Source organism: Bradyrhizobium sacchari (assembly GCF_002068095.1).
Classification (GTDB): Bacteria; Pseudomonadota; Alphaproteobacteria; order Rhizobiales; family Xanthobacteraceae; genus Bradyrhizobium; species Bradyrhizobium sacchari.
Genome location: NZ_LWIG01000007.1, coordinates 45,682 through 64,135, shown reverse-complemented (window position 1 = coordinate 64,135; position 18,454 = coordinate 45,682). Strand labels below are relative to the sequence as shown.

Genomic DNA, 18,454 nt, shown 5'->3' with positions numbered 1-18,454 from the left:
AACCTTCGACGTTACCGCGCGCCGATCGCCTTGAATTGACGCACCTGTTCCGTCAGCGCCCGCTCGACGGGCAGCCGCTCCATCGAGGAGGCGCCGTAGAATCCGTGGCAATGACGGGTGTTCTTCATGATGAAATCGGCATCAGTGGGATCCGCGATCGGCCCGCCATGGGCCAGCACCAGGATGTCCGGATTGACGCTGAGCGCAGCAGCGGCCCAGGTGTCGATATGCGCGGGGCAGTCCTTGAGCTTTGGCGCGGTCTGCGCGCCGATCGTGCCGCCGGTCGTCAGGCCCATGTGGCAGACGATGATGTCGGCGCCGGCGATCGCCATCGCAGCCGCTTCCTTCTCGCTGAACACGTAAGGAGTCGTCAGCATGTCCTTGTCGTGCGCCTTCGCGATCATGTCGATCTCGAGCGCATAGGACATTCCGGTCTCTTCGAGATTGGCGCGGAAGGTGCCGTCGATCAGCCCGACCGTCGGAAAATTCTGGACGCCTGCGAAACCAAGCGCCTTCAGCTGGTCGAGGAAGACGTCCATGTCGCGGAACGGGTCGGTGCCGTTGACACCGGCGAGCACGGGCGTTCCGGTCACCACGGGCAGCACCTCGCTCGCCATCTCCAGCACGATGGCGTTGGCATCGCCATAGGCCATCAGGCCGGCGAGCGACCCGCGGCCGGCCATGCGGTAGCGGCCGGAATTGTAGATCATGATGAGATCGACGCCGCCGGCCTCCTCGCACTTGGCCGACAGGCCCGTGCCGGCGCCCCCGCCGACGATCGGCTCGCCGCGCCTCGCCATGTCGCGGAACTTCTTCAGGAGGGCAGCGCGTTCAAACCTGGCCATCGGTCACCTCGCTAGTCTCCGTCGCGCACCGGTGCGGCCGAACAGCGTTCGGAACGCACTGACGATGGCGGCGGCGAAGTCGGGATCGTTGATGTTCTTGGGTGTGCGAATGAGCTGGCGGTTGCCGGTCTGTCGCACGTTGCGCTCCAGCGCTCGGAACAGCGCCGCATCAGCGTCCGGGTCCCAGAACGGCTGGCCGCGCGCATCGAGCGCGGAGACGCCGCCCTCGGGCAGGAAGAACCGCACAGGGCCGTCCATCCGGTTGAGCCGCTCGGCGATCCAGCGCCCCATGCGCTCGTTCTCCTCAGTCGTCGTCCGCATCAACGTCACCTGCGGGTTGTGGACGTGGAATTTGCGGCCGCGATAGCGTTCCGGGATGGTGTCGGGCGCGCCGAAATTGACCATGTCGAGCGCACCGACCGAGCCGACATAGGGCAGCCGGCTGCGGATGATCGCGCCAAGGCGATCCTCCGTCGCCGGGAACACGCCGCCCATCAGCAGGTCGCACACCTCGGTCGTGGTGAGGTCGATGACGCCGGCGAGCTGGCCGGACTCCACGAGCTTTTCCATGGAACGGCCGCCGACGCCGGTGGCGTGGAAGACCAGGCATTCGAAATCGTCGCGCAGCGCGGCCGCGATCTTCTGCACCGCGGGCGTTGTGACGCCGAACATGGTGATGCCGATTGCAGGCAGGCCGTCGGCATCGCGGGCCGTTGCCGCGCGTTCGTCGAGGCGCGCCTTGACCATGCCGGCGAGCGCATGGGCGCCATTGGCGAGCACCGCACGCGAGATCGAGTTCAGCCCCTGCACATCGGTGACCGAGTACATCATCGTGATGTCGGCGGGGCCGACATAGGAGCCGACGTCGCCGGAGGCAACGGATGAGATGATCAGCTTGGGCACGCCGACGGGAAGGCTGCGCATGCCCGGGGCAACCAGCGACGCTGCGCCCGAGCCGCCGGCCGAGATCACGCCGGCAACATTGCCCTGGCGCCGCAGCCAATTGGCGAAGGCGTCGGCCATCGCGGTCACGGCGGCACCGCGGTCGGCGCCGAACACGGCGGATCCGCCGCGGCCGTGATTCAGCGCGATCTCCTGCGCGGAGACATCGCAGCTGGAATGCTTGCCACTGGTTGAAACGTCGACCAGACGCGTGCGCAGGCCGGTTGCCGCGATGATGTCGCGGATGAAGCGCAGCTCGATGGCCTTGGTGTCGAGCGTGCCGACGACCAGGACAGCGGGAGGACCGGCGGTCTGCGCCGCCACCGGCTGGCGCCTGCGCTGCGTCGTCTCTTCCAGCCGCGTGACGTCTGTGGAGCGCGTGCGGGCCGCGGCCTCGATGCGGGCGATCGGCACCGGCTGCGACCATCGCGTCGGGGCTGTCGGGTTGGAAATGTAGATCCGGACGGGTCCGCCCGGGCGCGGCACCGGCGCCGGCTTCGCGCCGGCAGCGGTCTCGGATATGTCGCTATCGCCTTCGAGCTCGGCGTGAAGCCCGACCCCGAGCAGGCGCTGCTGCAGCTCGCGGTCGGCGGCAAGGCGCGCGGAGTCGATGATGCGGTTGACGCGGCCGTTGACCATGATCGCGACGTTGCGCGAGACCGCGGTGGCCACCCCGATGTTCTGCTCGATCACGAGCACGGACATGTCGCCGTCCTCGCCGAGGCGCAACAGCATCTCCTCGACCTGCGCGACGATGACGGGTGCGAGTCCCTCGGTCGGCTCGTCCATGATCAGAAGATGCGGATTGGTGAGCAGCGCGCGCGAGATCGCCAGCATCTGCTGCTCGCCGCCCGAAAGCTGGCCGCCGCCATGATCCTTGCGTTCGGCGAGCCGCGGGAAGGTGTCGTAGATACGCTCGACGGTCCAGGCGCCGGCGCGCATTCCGCCGGCAAGCCGCAGATGCTCGTCGACGCTGAGCGAGCGCCAGAGGCGCCGTCCCTGCGGCACATAGCCGACGCCGAGCCGGGCGATCTGGGCCGGCGGCCGCCGCGTGACGTCCTCGCCGCGAACGCGGATCGATCCGCCGCTCACGCCGACCAGCCCCATGATCGCCTTGCACAGCGTGGTCTTGCCCATGCCGTTGCGGCCGACGACGGAGAACACGCCGCTCTCCAGCGTGAGATCGACGCCTTGCAGCGCATGGGAGTGGCCGTAATAGACATCGAGGCCGCGGACCTCGAGCGCCGCGGATGGGCGGCGGACCTCATTCATGGCCGCCTCCGAGATAGAGTTCCTGCACCTCGGGATCGGACTGGATTTCCTGCGGCAGGCCTTCCTTGAACACACGCCCGTTGTGCATCATCGTGACGCTCTCGACGACACGCAGCGCCACGTCCATGTCGTGCTCGATGATGATGTAGCCGATATGCGCGGGCAGCGAGGTCAGGATCTCGATCAGCTCGGCCCGCTCGGTCGGCGACAGGCCTGCGGCCGGCTCGTCGAACAGGATGAAGCGTGGGGCGCCGGCGAGCGCGAGCGCGATCTCGAGCTGGCGCTGCTGACCATGTGCGAGCTCGGCTACGCGCTGGTCCTTCACGGCGGACAGATGCACGGCCTGGACGAGGTTGTCGGCCGCATGCATCAGGGCATCGTTCTGTCCCGGACGCAGGAACGAGAAGCGGCCGCGCGAGACGCCGCGGCAGGCGAGGTAGACGTTGTCCTGCACGGTCAGGCCCGGAAACAGCGCCGAGATTTGATAGGTCCGGCGTAGTCCGCGGCGGATGCGTTCGTAGGGCGGGAAGTGGGTGACGTCCTCGCCGAAGAAACGGATGGTGCCGGAGGAGGGCGGGAAGTCGCCGGTGATGCAGTTGAACAGCGTGGTCTTGCCGGCGCCGTTGGAGCCGAGCACGGCGCGCCGCTCGCCCGGACGAACCGTGATGGTGACGTCAGTCAGCGCGGCGAGCGCGCCGAACAGCCTCGTCACGCCGCGCAGCTCGAGCGCGGCGCTGGCGCCGACTGCGGAGAGGCGCTGGGCGACGCTATCCACGGCGGCGCCCTCCGCCGGAGCGCTCGGCCTCGCGGCGTTGATGCTGGCGCCAGCGCTGCCACAGGCCGACGACGCCGTCCGAGGACCAGAACACGATGGCGAGGAAGCCGAGGCCGATCAGCAGGCGGAAACGATTGCCGTCGAGTCCGATTCGAACCAGGAAGTCGAGCGCGAAGGTGCGCAGAAGCACGAAGATCAGCGCGCCGATGAACGGGCCGATCGGGCGGGTGATGCCCCCGACGACGGCAATGATCAGCACGTCGATGCAGGCGCTGACGCTGACCGAGCCCGGCGAGATCTGGCGGTAGTTCCAGACCTGGAGGACGCCGGCGAGTGCGGCCACGAAGGACGCGAAAGCATAGGCCGCGACACGATGGGCGTTGACGTTGAAGCCGAGCGCGGCCATGCGCCGCGGATTGTCGCGTACGCCCTGAAGCGCAAGGCCGAAGGGCGCGCGCGAGAGATACTCGACCGCGACGTAGCAGAGTGCGGCGACCGCGAGCACGACATAATAGAAGGGAATGTCGGCGCGCCAGTTGACGCCCCAGAAGTGCGGCGTGGCCACGGTGTTGATGCCGGTATGGCCGTTGAAGATCGCCCAGTTCTGGTTGGTGAAATAGTAGAACGCAGCGCCGATCGCGAGCGTGATCATGATGGTGTAGATGCCTTCGGTGCGCACCGCGAGTGCGCCGCCGAGCGTGCCGAAGGCGGTCGCCAGCGCCAGCGCCATAGGAACCGCAAGCCACCACGGCCAGCCCAGGCTGATATTGGCGTTGCCGCTGACGCCGAACACGGCGACCATGTAGGCCGAGAAGCCCGCGATGGTGAGCTGCATCAGGCTGACCATGCCGCCATAGCCGGCGAGGAACATCAGGCTCAGCGCCATGATGCCGAGGATCAGCGTGGTCGCGAAGATCTCGATCAGGAAGAAGCCGTTGGCGATCAGCGGCATGATCAGGAGAACGGCCGCGACGATCCAGGCGGCGGGGTTGTTGATCTCCGGCCATGTCCGCGCGGGGCGCTGTGCTCCTGCAGCGGGACGAACGGGGATGGGGACCTCGTGTGCGAGCGACATCTCAGCGCCTCGCCAGCAGGCCCTGCGGCCGGATCGTCAGCACCAGCACCATGATCAGGAAGGTCACCACGATGGCATAGGTCGGGATGTAGACCGAGCCGAGTTGCTCGGCGAGGCCGATGATCAGCGCGCCGAGCGCCGCACCGGGGATCGAGCCCATGCCGCCCACAATCACGACGACGAGCGAGGCGAGCAGGAAGCGGATGTCCTCGCCCGGCGACAATGACTGGAAGGTGCCGCCGACGACGCCGGCAATGCCCGCAAGCCCCGCGCCGAAGGCGAACACGAGTACGAAGACGAGCTGAATGCGCACCCCGGTTGCGGCGAGGATGTCGCGGTCGTCGACGCCGGCGCGGATGATCATGCCGATCCGTGTGCGGTTCAGCGCGAGCCACATCGCGACGCCGATCACGACGGACGCTGCGAAGATCACGAGCCGCACCATCGGATATCGGAGATAGACCGGCTCCCCTGAGGACTTCACCGCCGTGATCAGCGGCAGATCGACGGGCCCGATCAACCAGCTCGGGGTCTGGATCTGGTAGAAATCGCCGCCGCAGGCCCACAGCATGAGATCGGCAAACACGATCGACAGTCCGATCGTCACCATGGTCTGCCTGAGATCCTGGCCTTCCATGCGCCGGAACACGATCACCTGAAGCAGCACGCCGACGAGCGCCGTCAGGATGAATGCGACGATGAAGCTGAGTAGCCATGAGCCGGTCGCCGTGCTGATGGCGTAGCCGACATAGCCGCCGAACAGATAGAGCGAGCCGTGCGCGAGGTTGACATTGCGCATCAGGCCGAAGATTAGCGTGAATCCACTGGCGACGAGGAAGTAGAGGCCGCCGAGCGTGATGCCGTTGAAGACGGCGTTGAGGAAGACGCGCTTGCGGCCGATCGCCTCTTCGAGACCCGGCGGCCAAACTGCGAAGATCAGCCACAGCACGACGGCAATGGCAATGATCGCAATCAGCGCCCAGGCGGGATGGCGTTCGACAAAGCGGCTCATGGTCTCGCCTCGCCTCGCTTGCGGCAGGGCAAGCGCATACGGGGAGTGGGTTCTCCGCGGCCTATCCTTCGAGACGCCCGCTTTGGCGGGCTCCTCAGGATGAGGCCGGAGTATGCGGCGGCCGTTTCAACGGGGGCGATGCCGATTAGCTTCGTCCTGAGGAGACCGCGGAGCGGTCGTCTCGAAGGATGAGGCGTTTGCTCAGGCCGTTTCAAGAGATCATCTGCGATTGCCCTCACGCATGCGCGGAGGGATCGCCCTGAAGGCGCGGGTGCACCCCAGCCCTCACCCCGCAAGCGGGGCGAGGGGGCATGCAAGCCGTTGCCGGCTGCGAGCCCTGCCATCGACGTGCGTCCTCCCGGACCAGGCGATCCTCTTTTCGGGACCGCGTTGCCGATATCCTAGTCGGGCGGCGAGGGCGACGTTTGATCGTGAGTATCTTTTCGTGGCCCCGAGATCAGGCGCGCAAAACCTTGGCTGCGCGACGATAATCGGTGGGGGCCATCCCGACATTGGCGGCAAAGAAGCGGGTGAAGCCGCTCTGCGAGGAGAAGCCGAGATCGAAGCCGATGTCGGCGATCGGCGTTTCGCTCGCCACCAGCGCCTCGAGTGCCTGTTCCATGATCAGCGTGTTGAGATAGAGGTTTGGCGTAACACCGGTCTGGACACGGAACAGCCGGTAGAAGTGCGGCCGCGACAGGCCGGATTCTCGCGCGATCATATCGAGCTCGATCTCGGCGCCGGGACTCTCCGACATCATCTTGATGCATTTGCGCACGCGAAAATCAGTGACGGAACCGTTCGCGCGCGGATCGCGCGCGATCTCGGCCTGCTGCCAGCTTTCGTCGTAGCAGATGTCGATCAGCCGCCTCAGCTCGGAATCGAGACTGGAGAGCGATGGTGCGCCGCACACGAGTGCGGCGGTCCGTCTGATGTGCTTGTCGAGTGCGGGCGTGCGCCTGAACTGGGTGCGGCCGAAACGCATGCGCTCGGTGCCCGGAGCGTCGGGCGTAAACCATTCGGCATTGACGTAAAGCACGAAGAAGATGGCGCCGCCGTCCAGATCGGTCGGCAGGAAGTTGTGTGGCTCCCACGGATTGACGGCGACGACGGAAGACTCGTTCAGATCGTAATGGCCGTCGGACACATCAATGCATGCGGGCATGCCGCCGACATGGAAGATCAGATGACCTTCACGATGGGCGTGGATATTGAAAGGGCGGTTCAACTGATAAACCGTCGCCCGGCCGAACCGGCCGTGGAAGACGGCGAGCGCACGGCTCATGCCTTCCCCTCCCGAATGTTCTTCTTTTCAGCCAGCGTTCAACAACGCCGCCGAGATTGCAAGAGCGGAGAGCACCCGCGTCAGCGAGTCGCTCCCCGGTTGCGTGCTGCCGATGTGATGCGTCAGTACTTCTTACATTCCGGCACGGTGCGGCTCGGCAGCCCGATCTTCGAGAACACGGCCGGATCATAGCCGAGCGTCTGGTTCACGTTCGGGATCACCTTCACGACCTTGCTGAACAGCGCGCCCTTGCCGTCATCGACGACTTCGGTGACGAAGTTGGTGCCGATCGCCTGGCGGTTGGAGTCGAGCTTGATCTTGCCGTTCGGCGCATCGATCTCGATCTTCGCCAGCGCAGCCTTGAACTTCGACTGGTTGTCGCTGAGATCGCCGTTGACCTCACGCAGCGCCAGGATCAGCGCCATGGTCGAACCATAATAGTTGGTGGCCAGCAGCGACGGGCTCGGGAAGCGCTTGTTGGGAGGGAAGGCGTCCTGATAGGCCTTTACGAACTTCTGCCAGCCTGGATCCTCCCAGGTGTCGGCCTGACCGCTCGCCGCGATGGTGCCGACGAGGGCATTCTTGGCATTCCCCTTCGACGACAGGATGGTCTGGTCGATCATGATGGAACCGCCCATCAGATGCGCCTTGCCGCCGGCCTGTTGATACTGGTTCAGGAAGTTGACGGCATCGGCGCCGCCAAGCCCGAGATAGATCGCATCGACGTCGTCGGGGAGGGCCGCGATGACGGAGGCGAAGTCCTTGGTGCCGAGCGGCACCCATTGCCGGTTGGTGACCTGTCCGCCCATGCCGCAGAACTCGAGCACGAGCCCGAATACCTGGGTGTAGATGAAGGAATAGTCCTCGCCGACGGTCGCGATCTTGCGATACTTCTTCTCGTCATAGGCGTATTTGCCGAGGCCGACCTGCCACTGCGCGCCGTCCATGTTGTAGCGGAAGAAGTTCGGGGCGGGATCGACATAGGTGGTTTCCTGCGCACCAGATGCCGCGTTGATGAAGGTCAGCTCGGGATGGGTCTTGGCGAAGTTTTTCACCGCGATGCCCTCGTCGCCGGAGAGCGGCGACAGCAGGATCTGCACCTTGTCCTGCTCGATCAGCTTGCGGACCGCGCGCACCGCAGAGTCCGGCGTCGCGTCGGTCGAGGCGACGATGAATTCGAGTTCCTTGTCGCCGATCTTCTTGCCCAGCACGTTGAGTGCCGTCTGGTGGCCGCGCATGCCGTCCTCGCCGAGCACCGTGTAGGTCCCTTCGAGAGTCGCGGTAACGCCCACCTTGATCTTTTCCTGGGCAATCGCCGCGCCCGAAAGAAACAGGCTGCTCAGCGCGAGCAGTCCAACACTGCATTTCGACATTGTGCTCCTCCCTGTGTCGTCGATCTGTTGCCGCGCCAAACCGGCGCGGCGCCCGTGGCTATCGAGCGGCCCGCGGCTTTTGGAGGGAGGCTAGCCGAAGTCGAATGCGGTGCCTGCGTGGACGCCTCGTCCGGCTTGACGGGCAGTCTCATTTTGAATGTTGCGCCGCAGATGGTTTCGCGGTGCAGCAGGCGAAAGATCAAATGCAACGGGATGACTTCGGTAGCTCCCGCGTCCGGTTGCTTCGACCATGCTCAAAGCGTGTCACACCCAGCCGCCATCGACGACGTAGTGTTGAGCGGTGCAGGCGGAGGCCTCGTCGGAGGCGAGGAAGACGGTGAATTTCGCGACCTCGTCGGGGACGAGCCTGCGCTTCAGGCACTGCCGCTGCATCAGCTCGGCCTCTCCCTGCGGCGTCATCCATTTCTCGAGCTGGCGTTCAGTCATGATCCAGCCCGGTGCTATCGCGTTGACGCGGATATTGAATGGGCCGTAATCGCGCGCCAGAGACCGCGTGAGACCGACGACGCCGGATTTGCTGGCAGTATAGGCGGCCATGCCCCCTTGTCCGGCCATCCACGACACCGAGCCGAAATTGATGATTGCGCCGCCATTCGCCGCCTTCATGTCCGGCAATACGGCTTGCGCGGCAAAGAACTGATGCTTCAGGTTCACCGCGATGCGGTCATCCCAGTATTCCGGCGTCATCTCCTCGGTCTTGTGCCGTTCGTCATGTGCGGCATTGTTGACGAGGATGTTGATCGGCCCATGCGCGTTGCGCGCATTGGCGACGCCGGCGCGTAGCGCAGCGATATCGGTGAGGTCAACGCGCTGGAAATGCGCATCCAGCCCTTGATCGGACAATTCGAGTGCAAGACGCTGGCCTTCATCGGCCTTGATGTCGAAGAACACGACCTTGCACTTCTGCTGCGCGAAGCGCCGCACGATCGCAGCGCCAATCCCCGATGCGCCACCGGTGACGAGAACGACCCTGCCGGCGAGGTCAGAATAAATGGCGGCCATGAACACCTCTCGACTTGCTTGCGGACAGTGCGAAGCGCCGCCCGTTTCCCACGTAAACCTTAGTCATTCCAGTCGTGAGGTTCATAGATCAGAATTTTAGTTGCGTACCTCAAAAATTGAAGGCAGGATTGCAGCCAAAGAATAGAAGAACCGCTGGGAGGACTGTGATGAGGCTGCTCGGGAAGCTGGGACTCGCCGCTGCCGCATGCCTGCTCGGGGCCAATGTGGCCGCAGCCGATACAACAGTGAAATGGCTCCACATCGAGGCCAACCCGGCCCAGGTGAAGATCTGGGAGGAGGTCGCGCGCAGCTACGAGGCGTCGCATCCGGGCGTCAAGGTCGAGATGCAATTTCTCGAGAACGAGGCCTACAAGGCCAAGCTGCCGACCATCCTGCAATCCAAGGATCGGCCGAACATCATCTACAGCTGGGCCGGCGGCGTGTTGAAGACGCAGATCGAGGCCGGCGTCCTCGACGACATCACCGATTCCGTCAAGGGTTACAGCGACAGCCTCACGCCGGCGGCGCTCGCCGCCTTCACGAGTGGCGGTCGCGTCTATGGTTTGCCGACCGCGCTGTCGCAGGTCGGCTTCCTCTGCAACAAGGAACTGATGGCGAAAGCGAAGGTCGATCCCGGCGCCATCAAGAGCTGGGATGACCTGCTCGCGGCCGTGAAGACACTCAAGGCTGCGGGCGTGACGCCGATCGTGGTCGGCGGTGCCGACAAATGGCCGCTGCACTTCTACTGGACGCATCTTGCGGTGCGCATCGGCGGCAAGCCGGCGTTCGACGCGGCGCTGCGCGGCGAGAATGGCGGCTTCGCCGGCGAGACCTTCCAGAAATCGGGCGAGCTGTTCAAGCAGCTGGTCGATCTGCAGCCGTTCCAGAACGGTTTCCTCGGTTTCAAGAATCCGCAGGCGGTCGGCTATTTCGGCGACGGCAAGGCGGCGATGACGCTCGCCATCAGCACCGTCTATCACCTGCAGCGCGCGCTCGCCGCCGACAAGACGGGCCTCTCCGAGGACAAGATTTGCTGGTTCGATTTCCCGGTCGTATCCGGCGGCAAGGGCGCGCCGAGCGATACGCTCGGCGGCATCACCGGCTGGCTGATCACCAAGGGCTCGCCGAAGGAGGCGGTCGACTTCCTGAAATACTTCGTCTCCAAGGACGTGCAGACGCGGCTTGCCGCCGGCAACTTCATCATTCCGGTGGTGCACGGCGCGGATGCCGGCCTCAACAATTCCTTCATGAAGCTGATCGCGGCCAATCTGGCGAAGTCGAACTATCACCAGAACTTCTATGACCAGAGCCTTGGTCCCTCCGTCGGCCGCGTCGTCAACGACGTCACCGCCGAGATCGCCGGCGGCAGCATGAGCCCGCAGGATGCCGCGAAAGCGATCGAGGCGGCCTGGAAGCAGGGCAATTGACGGTGGCCCGGCGGATCGCGAGTTCGCCGGCGATCGGCGTTGCAGAGGCACCGTTCGCGCCGATCGCGGTCCGCGGCCCGCGCTGGGACGGCCGCTTCACGGTCCTGATCCTGTTCCTGCCGCCGGCACTGCTGCTGTTCACGCTGTTCGTGGTGCTGCCGATCGGCGAAGCCGCCTGGTACTCGGCCTTCAACTGGAACGGGTTCGGCAGGCCGACCAACTGGATTGGCCTCGACAATTACCGTTTCGTGCTGGAAACGCGCGCGTTCTGGCTCGCCTTGCGCAACAACGGCCTGATCATCGCGGTCTCGCTGGCGATCCAGCTGCCGCTTGCGCTCGCTCTCGCCTTGATGCTCGCCGAGCGTTTTCGCGGTGCGGTGGCGCTGCGCATGCTGTTCTTCATGCCCTATATCCTGGCCGAGATCGCAACCGGGCTGATCTTCAGCTTCGTCTATGACGGCGATTACGGCCTCGTCGCCTCGATCTGGCGCACCTTCGGGGCCGAGCCGCCCCATTTGCTCGCCTCGACCGACACCGCGATGCTGGCGGTGCTGATCGTGATCGTCTGGAAATATTTCGGCTTCCACATGATGCTATTCATCGCGGCGCTCCAGGGCCTCGACAAGAGCCTCGTCGAAGCCGCGTGCATCGACGGCGCTACGCGGACGCAGACCCTGCGCCACGTCGTCATCCCCTTGCTCTATCCGACCATCCGGCTCTCGGTGTTCTTCGCCATCATCGGCTCGCTGCAGCTGTTCGATCTCGTCATGCCGCTGACGCGCGGGGGGCCTGCGGATTCCTCCAACACGATGGTGAGCTTCCTCTACAACAACGGCATCTCCCGGATGCGGGTTGGCTATGGCAGTGCCATCGGCGTCATTCTGTTCGTGATCTGCGTGACTTTTGCCTTCACCTACAAGCGATGGTTCATGCGCGATGAGTAGGACCGGCACCACCCGCGCGCCGTTCGATCCTGCGGCCCTGTTCAAGGCGCTGTTCCTTGCCACCATCGCCGTGTTCGTGCTGGTGCCTCTGCTCGCGACCGTGCTCGGCGGCTTCAAATCGCTCGGCGAACTGCGCGTCAATCCGTTCGGCCTGCCGCAGCACTGGGAGTGGCAGAACTATGCGGACATCCTGTTCTCCGCGCGCTACTGGCAGCTGCTCCGCAACTCGCTGATCATCTCGGCGCTCGCGGTGACGTTGACCCTGATCGTGGCCTCGATGGCGGCCTTCGCCTTTGCCCATGTCAGGTTCTACGGCAGCTCGATGCTGCTGAGCTATCTGACGCTCGGCCTGCTGTTCCCCGCCGCCACCGCGGTGCTGCCGCTCTTCATCAAGGTGCGCGATCTCGGGCTGCTCGATACCTATTTCGGCGTTGCGCTGCCGCAGGTGGCCTTCAGCCTCGCCATGAGCGTGCTGCTGCTGCGCCGTTTCTTCAAGGACATCCCCTACGAGCTGCTGGAGGCCGCGCTGGTGGACGGCTGCAGCTACATCAAATTCTTCCGCTACGTGACGTTGCCCTTGTCGAGGCCGATCCTGGCGACCGTCGGCACGATCACCTTCGTCAACAGCTGGAACGCCTATCTGTTGCCGCTGGTAATGCTCAACACCGATGCGCTGTATCCCTGGCCGCTCGGCATCATGGTCTATCAGGGGGAGTATTCCTCCGAATGGCACCTGATCCTCGCCTTCATCACGCTGACCATCCTGCCGACGGTCATTCTCTTCCTTCTGGCGCAGAAGCACATCGTCGCCGGCCTGACCGCGGGCGCGGTCAAGGGTTGAACGGCATCCCACGGAGACCATAATGAGAAAAATAGGCATCGGAATCGTCGGCTGCGGCAACATTAGTACCGCCTATCTGAAGGCGGCCCAGCGCTTCCCGGTCCTCGAGATCAAGGCGCTCGCCGACATGCGCAGCGAGGCCGCGGAGCGCCAGGGTGCCGCCTTCGGGCTTCCGGCGATGCGGGTCGATCAATTGCTGAAGCGCGACGACGTCGAGATCGTCGTCAACCTCACGGTGCCGCTCGCCCACACCGACGTCAGCCTCGCGGTGCTGAACGCCGGCAAGCACGTCCATTCCGAGAAGCCGCTCGGCATCAATGTCGCGGAGGCGCGCAAGGTCATGGATCTCGCCGCGCAGAAAAATCTGCGCGTCGGCTCCGCGCCCGACACGTTTCTCGGCGGCGGCCACCAGACCGCGCGCAAGCTGATCGACGACGGCGCGATCGGCACGCCGGTGGCGGGCAGCGCCTTCTTCGGCTGCCCCGGGCACGAGCGCTGGCATCCGGCGCCGGGTTTCTATTATCTGCGCGGCGGCGGGCCGATGCTGGACATGGGCCCGTATTACATCACCGATCTCGTGCAGTTGCTCGGTCCCGTCGCCAGCGTGATGGGCTCGACCGCCCGTCCGCGATCCGAGCGCGTCGTCACCAGCCAGCCGATGAATGGCGCGCTGATCCCGGTCGAGGTCGACACCCACGTCTCGGGTACGCTCGAATTCGAAAGCGGCGCGGTGGTTTCGATTGCGATGAGCTTCGATGTCCCGAAGCACCGGCACGCGCCGATCGAGATCTATGGCGACAAGGGCAGCATGCTGGTGCCGGATCCGAACCGCTTCGGCGGCGAGGTGCAGGTGGCGAAGACCGGCGGTGAATGGGAAACGGTGCCGCTCACGCACAATCACGTCGAGGGCGAATTCCGCTCCATTGGCGTCGCCGACATGGCCTCCGCGATACTGGGCAACCGGCCGCACCGCGCCAGCGGCGCGCTTGCCTTCCACGTGCTGGAGGTGATGGAGGCGTTCCAGACCTCCGCCGACGAAGGGCGGCGGGTCAAGATCGAGAGCCGCGTCGAGCGGCCGGCGATGTTGCCGGCCGGACGCGAGACCGGACAGATCGACTGAGGACAGAGACATGCGCAAGGCAATGATTGTTTGGGGCGGCTGGCCGGGACATGATCCCGATCTTTGTGCGTCGATGATCCGCGGCTGGCTCAAGGCCGAGGGCTTCGAGGTGCGGATCGAAACCACGACGGCGGCGTTCGCCGATCCCGCGATCCACGATCTGTCGCTGATCATCCCGATCTACACCATGTCGAAGATCGAGAAGGCGGAGGCGCTCAATCTCTGCGCGGCGGTGCGCAGCGGGGTCGGGCTTGCCGGTCACCATGGCGGGATGTGCGATGCGTTCCGCGATTCGGTCGACTACCAGTTCCTGTGCGGCGGGCAGTGGGTCGCCCATCCCGGCAACATCATCGACTACAAGGTCGACTTGACGAAGCCTGATGACCCCATCATGAAGGGTCTGAAGAGTTTCGAGCATCGTTCCGAGCAATATTACATGCATGTCGACCCCGCCAACGAGGTGTTGGCGACGACGACCTTCACTGGAGAGCACGCGCCCTGGATCGAGGGCGTGGTGATGCCCGTGGTGTGGAAGAAGCGCTACGGCGAGGGCAGGGTGTTCTATTCCTCGCTCGGCCACCGCGCCTACGAGCTCGACGTGCCGGAGATCCGGACGCTGATGACCCGTGGCATGCTGTGGGCGGCGCGCGAATGACGACCGGCGCGGCCCAGCCGATCGTTCGCGCCACGCTCGAGGACGTCGCGCGCGCGGCCGGCGTGTCGCTGGCGACCGTCGACCGCGTCGTCAACCGCCGCGAGGGCGTGCGCGCCAAGACCGTCGCGCGTGTCGAGGCTGCGGTGGCGAAACTCGGTTATCGCGCCGACGTCGCGGCGGCGCGGCTCGCGCGCGGGCAGAGTTTTCGCTTCGCCTTCGTGCTGCCGAGCGGCAGCAACAGCTTCATGACCAACCTGACCGAGCAGGTCCAGCGCACCGCGGAGTGGCTCGCCGGCCAGCGCGGCTTCATCGACATCCTCCATGTCGACGTGTTCGACCCGGACGTGCTCGCCGGCGCGCTGGAGACGCTGTCGCCGGCCTATCAGGGGGTGGCCGTCATCGCGCTCGATCATCCCAGGGTACGCGCCGCGATCGACGAGCTCGCATCGCGCGGGGTCGCCGTGGTGACGCTCGTGTCGGACGCGCCGAGCGCGCGCCGCCTCCATTACGTCGGAATAGACAATCCGGCCGCGGGCCGGACCGCGGCAACGCTGATGGGACGTTTCCTCGCCGGCGGCGCGGGGACGGTTGCGGTGATCGCGGGATCCTTGTCGCTGCGCGACCACACCGAGCGGCAGTTCGGCTTCCACCAGATTCTCTCCAGCGAGTATCCGAAGCTGCGCGCGCTGCCGGTCCTCGAGGGCCGCGACGACAGCGACCGTACGCGGGAGCTCACGGCCGCGCTGCTCGCGCGCCATGCCGATCTGCGCGGCATCTATTGCTGCGGGGCCGGGAACCGCGGCATCGCCGATGCGCTCGAGGCCTCGGGCCGCGCCCGCGAGGTGGTCTGGATCACCCATGAACTGACCCAGCACACGCGCCGCTCCCTGGTCCGCGGCACGCTCGATGCGATCATCAACCAGGATCCCGGCCACGAAGCGCGTTCCGCGGCACGCGTCCTGCTTGCGCACTGCTCGGGCGAGCCCATCAGCCCCGACCAGGAGCGCATCCGCATCGACATTTTTCTGCGCGACAATCTGCCGTAACGTCGGAGGGTCGGGCAGGTGCGAAGTGAATCCTCTCGGGCAGAGTCCCGGGGGCATGTTACGCTCCATCCCGGTTACGATCCCATCCCAGACGTGAGCCTGCCCATGAGCGTATCCGTCATCGAACAGGCAAAGATCCAGGCCCAGGTGCTGGTGCCGCTGGTCAAGGCGCTCCAGGCCGAGCTCGGCGAGGCCCGTGCCAACGCGCTGGTGCGCAAGGCGCTCGGCGATCTCTATCGCGGCTTCGGTGAGGAGTTCTGGAACGCCAAGAAGGAGCGCGATCTCGGCAAGGCCGTCTCGTCGGCGTTCAGGACCTATGCCCGCGACGATGCACTCGCCTATGACGTGATCGAACAGACGGCGGACGCCTTCGCATTCGATGTGACGCGCTGCGCCTATGCCGAGTTCTACAAGGCGCTCGGCGAGCCCGAGCTCGGCTTCCTGCTGGTCTGCACCGCGGACTTCGCGACCGCGGACGGGTTCGGCCCCGACGTCAGGCTCACACGCACGCAGACCATCATGCAGGGCGCGTCTCATTGCGACTTCCGCTACCGGCGCGATGGAGGCGGAGCACAGTGAGGGCAACGATGCAGGCGAGCTGTCTTGCCGTGACGATGCTGGTGCTGATCGCGTCGCGCGCCGACGCCGCGATGATCGACTGGCAGGCCGAGCTCCAGCGCTGTCGTGAGCTGCGCCAGACCATCGCGCCGCTGCTTCAAGCCGGCGAGGGGATCTCCGCCGTCGGCCGCTCCAGCAGATCCGTCCGCCGCTGCATCTGGATCCAGCGCATGGCCGTGCGGAAGAAGATTCCGGGCGCGGAGGTGTGGTAGCAGCCGCCGGTCAAGCGACGCTGTACACTCCGTCATTGCGAGCGTAGGGAAGCAATCCAGAATCTTTGAGCGCTTCGCTCAAATCCATAACCGTCACCCTGAGGTGGCCGCTTCTTCAGCGGCCCTCGAAGGGCGACGGCCCGACTGCATCAAGGCCGCTCATCCTTCGAGGCTCCCCATGGGACGCGCTGGGTCCCATGCCTCGCACCTCAGGATGACGGAGTTGAGGGTCTGCTCCCCAGCAGCAAGTCCTTCAATCCGGTCGGATAGAGGCTTGGCCCGCCATCCACATCGAGATCGGCAAGGTCGAACCAGCGTGCGACGATCTCCGCCCCGTTGTCCTCCCTGAAGTCGATCCGATCCTGATCGCGGAACGCAGCCTCGGGAAACCCGACCTCGGCGATGAACATCACCTCGTGCCCGGTCGATCCCTCGTGCACAAAAATGTTCTCCATGATCTGCGGTTCGCCCGTGATCGTGACGGCGATGCCGAGCTCTTCGTCGAATTCGCGCATCAGCGCGGCCCGCCAGCTCTCGCCGAACTCGATCGCGCCGCCGAGCGGACGCACGCCCTTGAGCCGTCCCGCATCGTCGCGCACCTCGGCCGCCAGCAGCCGCCCGTCCCGCCAGTGCAGGCCGATCGCGACGACGCGGATGTGGGGGTGAGGCCGCCATGTGGTCATGGGGGATCGTTATCGTGCTCGCCGCGGCTGCGCAATGCGTGCAGGCGAGTGGCGTCGGGCCAGGATCGCTTTCAGGCATGCAAAAAGGTTCGCAACCTTGATCCGTGCCGTCCTGCCTGCCATTGTCCAGCTATCCATCACGGCGAACGGGCGTGGTGAGACCCGGATTGTGGGCGTTCGGCGACAGGTGTCGCTTCACCGGACGTGAGGAAAAGGCAGGTTGGCGAGATGAGCAGTGTGAACAAGCCCGGCGGCAACTATCTGCCGGTGATCATCCATGCTGGAATTGCGTATGTCAGTGGTCAGCTCCCGCGTCGCGGCGAAGACCTGCTATACGCGGGAAAGGTCGGTGCAGGTGTCGACATCGCGGCCGCGCAAGAGGCTGCGGCCCTTTGCGCGGATCTCTGCATTGCCGCCATCAACCACGCCACAGGCGGGGAGGACAGGATCGTCCAGGTCCTGCAACTCGTGGGATACGTCGCAGGGGCACCTGGATTTACCCAGCAGTCGCAAGTCATGAACGGTGCCTCCGACCGGCTGATCGAACGCCTCGGCGATCGCGGTCGTCACACGCGTACGTCCGTCGGCGTCGCCGAGTTGCCGCGAGGGGCGCCGGTCGAGCTGAACATGATTGCCGCTGTTCGGGCCTAGTCAGTCTTATCCGACGAGATATTTCTTCACCGCCGCCTCGTCCCACGCAATCCCGTTGCCCGGCTCCTCGCTCGGCAGCGCAAAACCGTCCTTGATCTCCAGCCGGCTCGCCAGCACCGCGTCGGCCCAGTCGACATATTCCACCCAGTGCGCGGTCGGCGTCACGCAGAGCAGATGCGCGCTGACCTCCGAGAACAGGTGCGTGGACATCTCGATGCCGGCGGCGTGCGCGAGCGCAGCGGCGCGCAGCCAGCCGGTGACGCCGCCGATCCGCTGCACGTCGGGCATCACGTAATCGCAGGCCTCCGCGGACAGTGCGGACTGCATCGCAAAGGCGCTGTCGAAGTTCTCGCCGATCTGGACCGGTGTACGCAGCGCATCCGCGATGCGGGCACACCCCTCATAGTCATCGTGGCGGATCGGCTCCTCGATCCAGCTCAGGCCCTCGTCGTCGAGCATCTCGCCGCGGCGGATCGCTTCGGTCACCGTGAGCGCCTGGTTGTAGTCGCACATCAGCGTCACCTCATCGCCGACGGCCTTGCGCACCGCGCGCACCACGGCGAGGTCCTCCCGCGCATCGGGCCGGCCGACACGGATCTTGGCGGCGCGAAAACCCTCGGCCAGCAGCTTGTGCGCCTCCTCCACGGCAGCGCCC

Annotated in this window: 19 protein-coding genes; 9 read left to right on the top strand and 10 right to left on the bottom strand. The window is 65.4% G+C overall.

Features of this window, described 5'->3' with window-relative positions; translation table 11 throughout:
- Window positions 1-11: 11 nt before the first annotated feature.
- The 8 genes from A5906_RS06735 to A5906_RS06700 form a co-directional block, all read right to left on the bottom strand.
- A complete protein-coding gene (locus A5906_RS06735; protein WP_080134476.1) occupies window positions 12-845 on the bottom strand; it encodes a phosphoenolpyruvate hydrolase family protein in 834 nt (277 codons plus the stop codon).
- A 3-nt stretch (window positions 846-848) separates the two neighbouring features.
- The gene (locus A5906_RS06730; protein ID WP_080134475.1) at window positions 849-3,059 is read right to left on the bottom strand and encodes an ABC transporter permease; all 2,211 of its coding nucleotides are present in this window, start codon (window positions 3,057-3,059) and stop codon (window positions 849-851) included.
- On the bottom strand, window positions 3,052-3,834 hold the full coding sequence (locus A5906_RS06725; RefSeq protein ID WP_080134474.1) for an ABC transporter ATP-binding protein: 783 nt from the start codon (window positions 3,832-3,834) through the stop codon (window positions 3,052-3,054). The genes A5906_RS06730 and A5906_RS06725 overlap by 8 nt, the downstream gene beginning before the upstream one ends.
- Window positions 3,827-4,909 (bottom strand): branched-chain amino acid ABC transporter permease, encoded by a 1,083-nt coding sequence (locus A5906_RS06720; RefSeq protein WP_080134473.1) that lies wholly within the window; start codon window positions 4,907-4,909, stop codon window positions 3,827-3,829. The genes A5906_RS06725 and A5906_RS06720 overlap by 8 nt, the downstream gene beginning before the upstream one ends.
- 1 nt (window position 4,910) lies before the next feature.
- Window positions 4,911-5,921, bottom strand: a complete 1,011-nt coding sequence (locus A5906_RS06715) for a branched-chain amino acid ABC transporter permease (protein WP_080134472.1) — start codon at window positions 5,919-5,921, stop codon at window positions 4,911-4,913.
- Window positions 5,922-6,378: 457 nt separating this feature from the next.
- A complete protein-coding gene (locus tag A5906_RS06710; protein ID WP_080134471.1) occupies window positions 6,379-7,206 on the bottom strand; it encodes a helix-turn-helix transcriptional regulator in 828 nt (275 codons plus the stop codon).
- A 122-nt stretch (window positions 7,207-7,328) separates the two neighbouring features.
- Complete coding sequence (locus A5906_RS06705) at window positions 7,329-8,579, bottom strand: ABC transporter substrate-binding protein (protein ID WP_080134470.1); 1,251 nt, start codon at window positions 8,577-8,579, stop codon at window positions 7,329-7,331.
- Between the two features lie 264 nt (window positions 8,580-8,843).
- Window positions 8,844-9,602 (bottom strand): SDR family NAD(P)-dependent oxidoreductase, encoded by a 759-nt coding sequence (locus tag A5906_RS06700; protein ID WP_080134469.1) that lies wholly within the window; start codon window positions 9,600-9,602, stop codon window positions 8,844-8,846.
- 167 nt (window positions 9,603-9,769) lie between these two features.
- Here A5906_RS06700 and A5906_RS06695 point away from each other — a divergent pair, with 167 nt between their 5' ends.
- From A5906_RS06695 to A5906_RS06660, 8 genes are all read left to right on the top strand, one after another.
- The gene (locus A5906_RS06695) at window positions 9,770-11,029 is read left to right on the top strand and encodes an extracellular solute-binding protein (RefSeq protein ID WP_080135199.1); all 1,260 of its coding nucleotides are present in this window, start codon (window positions 9,770-9,772) and stop codon (window positions 11,027-11,029) included.
- A gap of 2 nt (window positions 11,030-11,031) precedes the next feature.
- On the top strand, window positions 11,032-11,973 hold the full coding sequence (locus tag A5906_RS06690) for a carbohydrate ABC transporter permease (RefSeq protein ID WP_080134468.1): 942 nt from the start codon (window positions 11,032-11,034) through the stop codon (window positions 11,971-11,973).
- On the top strand, window positions 11,966-12,814 hold the full coding sequence (locus A5906_RS06685) for a carbohydrate ABC transporter permease (protein ID WP_080134467.1): 849 nt from the start codon (window positions 11,966-11,968) through the stop codon (window positions 12,812-12,814). Before A5906_RS06690 ends, A5906_RS06685 begins: the two co-directional genes overlap by 8 nt.
- 22 nt (window positions 12,815-12,836) lie before the next feature.
- A complete protein-coding gene (locus A5906_RS06680) occupies window positions 12,837-13,934 on the top strand; it encodes a Gfo/Idh/MocA family protein (protein ID WP_080134466.1) in 1,098 nt (365 codons plus the stop codon).
- Window positions 13,935-13,944: 10 nt separating this feature from the next.
- Window positions 13,945-14,589: a ThuA domain-containing protein gene (locus A5906_RS06675; protein ID WP_080134465.1), complete on the top strand. Its 645-nt coding sequence runs from the start codon at window positions 13,945-13,947 to the stop codon at window positions 14,587-14,589.
- Window positions 14,586-15,635, top strand: coding sequence for a LacI family DNA-binding transcriptional regulator (locus A5906_RS06670; protein ID WP_080135198.1), 1,050 nt, complete (start codon window positions 14,586-14,588; stop codon window positions 15,633-15,635). Before A5906_RS06675 ends, A5906_RS06670 begins: the two co-directional genes overlap by 4 nt.
- 105 nt (window positions 15,636-15,740) lie before the next feature.
- The gene (locus A5906_RS06665; RefSeq protein ID WP_080134464.1) at window positions 15,741-16,214 is read left to right on the top strand and encodes an L-2-amino-thiazoline-4-carboxylic acid hydrolase; all 474 of its coding nucleotides are present in this window, start codon (window positions 15,741-15,743) and stop codon (window positions 16,212-16,214) included.
- An 8-nt stretch (window positions 16,215-16,222) separates the two neighbouring features.
- Window positions 16,223-16,465, top strand: a complete 243-nt coding sequence (locus tag A5906_RS06660; protein ID WP_080134463.1) for a hypothetical protein — start codon at window positions 16,223-16,225, stop codon at window positions 16,463-16,465.
- Window positions 16,466-16,674: 209 nt separating this feature from the next.
- On the opposite strand, the gene A5906_RS06655 is transcribed toward A5906_RS06660, so the two are convergent.
- Window positions 16,675-17,148 (bottom strand): NUDIX hydrolase, encoded by a 474-nt coding sequence (locus A5906_RS06655; protein WP_080134462.1) that lies wholly within the window; start codon window positions 17,146-17,148, stop codon window positions 16,675-16,677.
- A gap of 228 nt (window positions 17,149-17,376) precedes the next feature.
- Here A5906_RS06655 and A5906_RS06650 point away from each other — a divergent pair, with 228 nt between their 5' ends.
- Complete coding sequence (locus A5906_RS06650) at window positions 17,377-17,799, top strand: RidA family protein (protein ID WP_080135197.1); 423 nt, start codon at window positions 17,377-17,379, stop codon at window positions 17,797-17,799.
- A 6-nt stretch (window positions 17,800-17,805) separates the two neighbouring features.
- On the opposite strand, the gene A5906_RS43975 is transcribed toward A5906_RS06650, so the two are convergent.
- Window positions 17,806-18,454, bottom strand: a 649-nt coding sequence (locus tag A5906_RS43975; protein WP_283807669.1) for an enolase C-terminal domain-like protein, incomplete at its 5' end; no start/stop codon positions are given.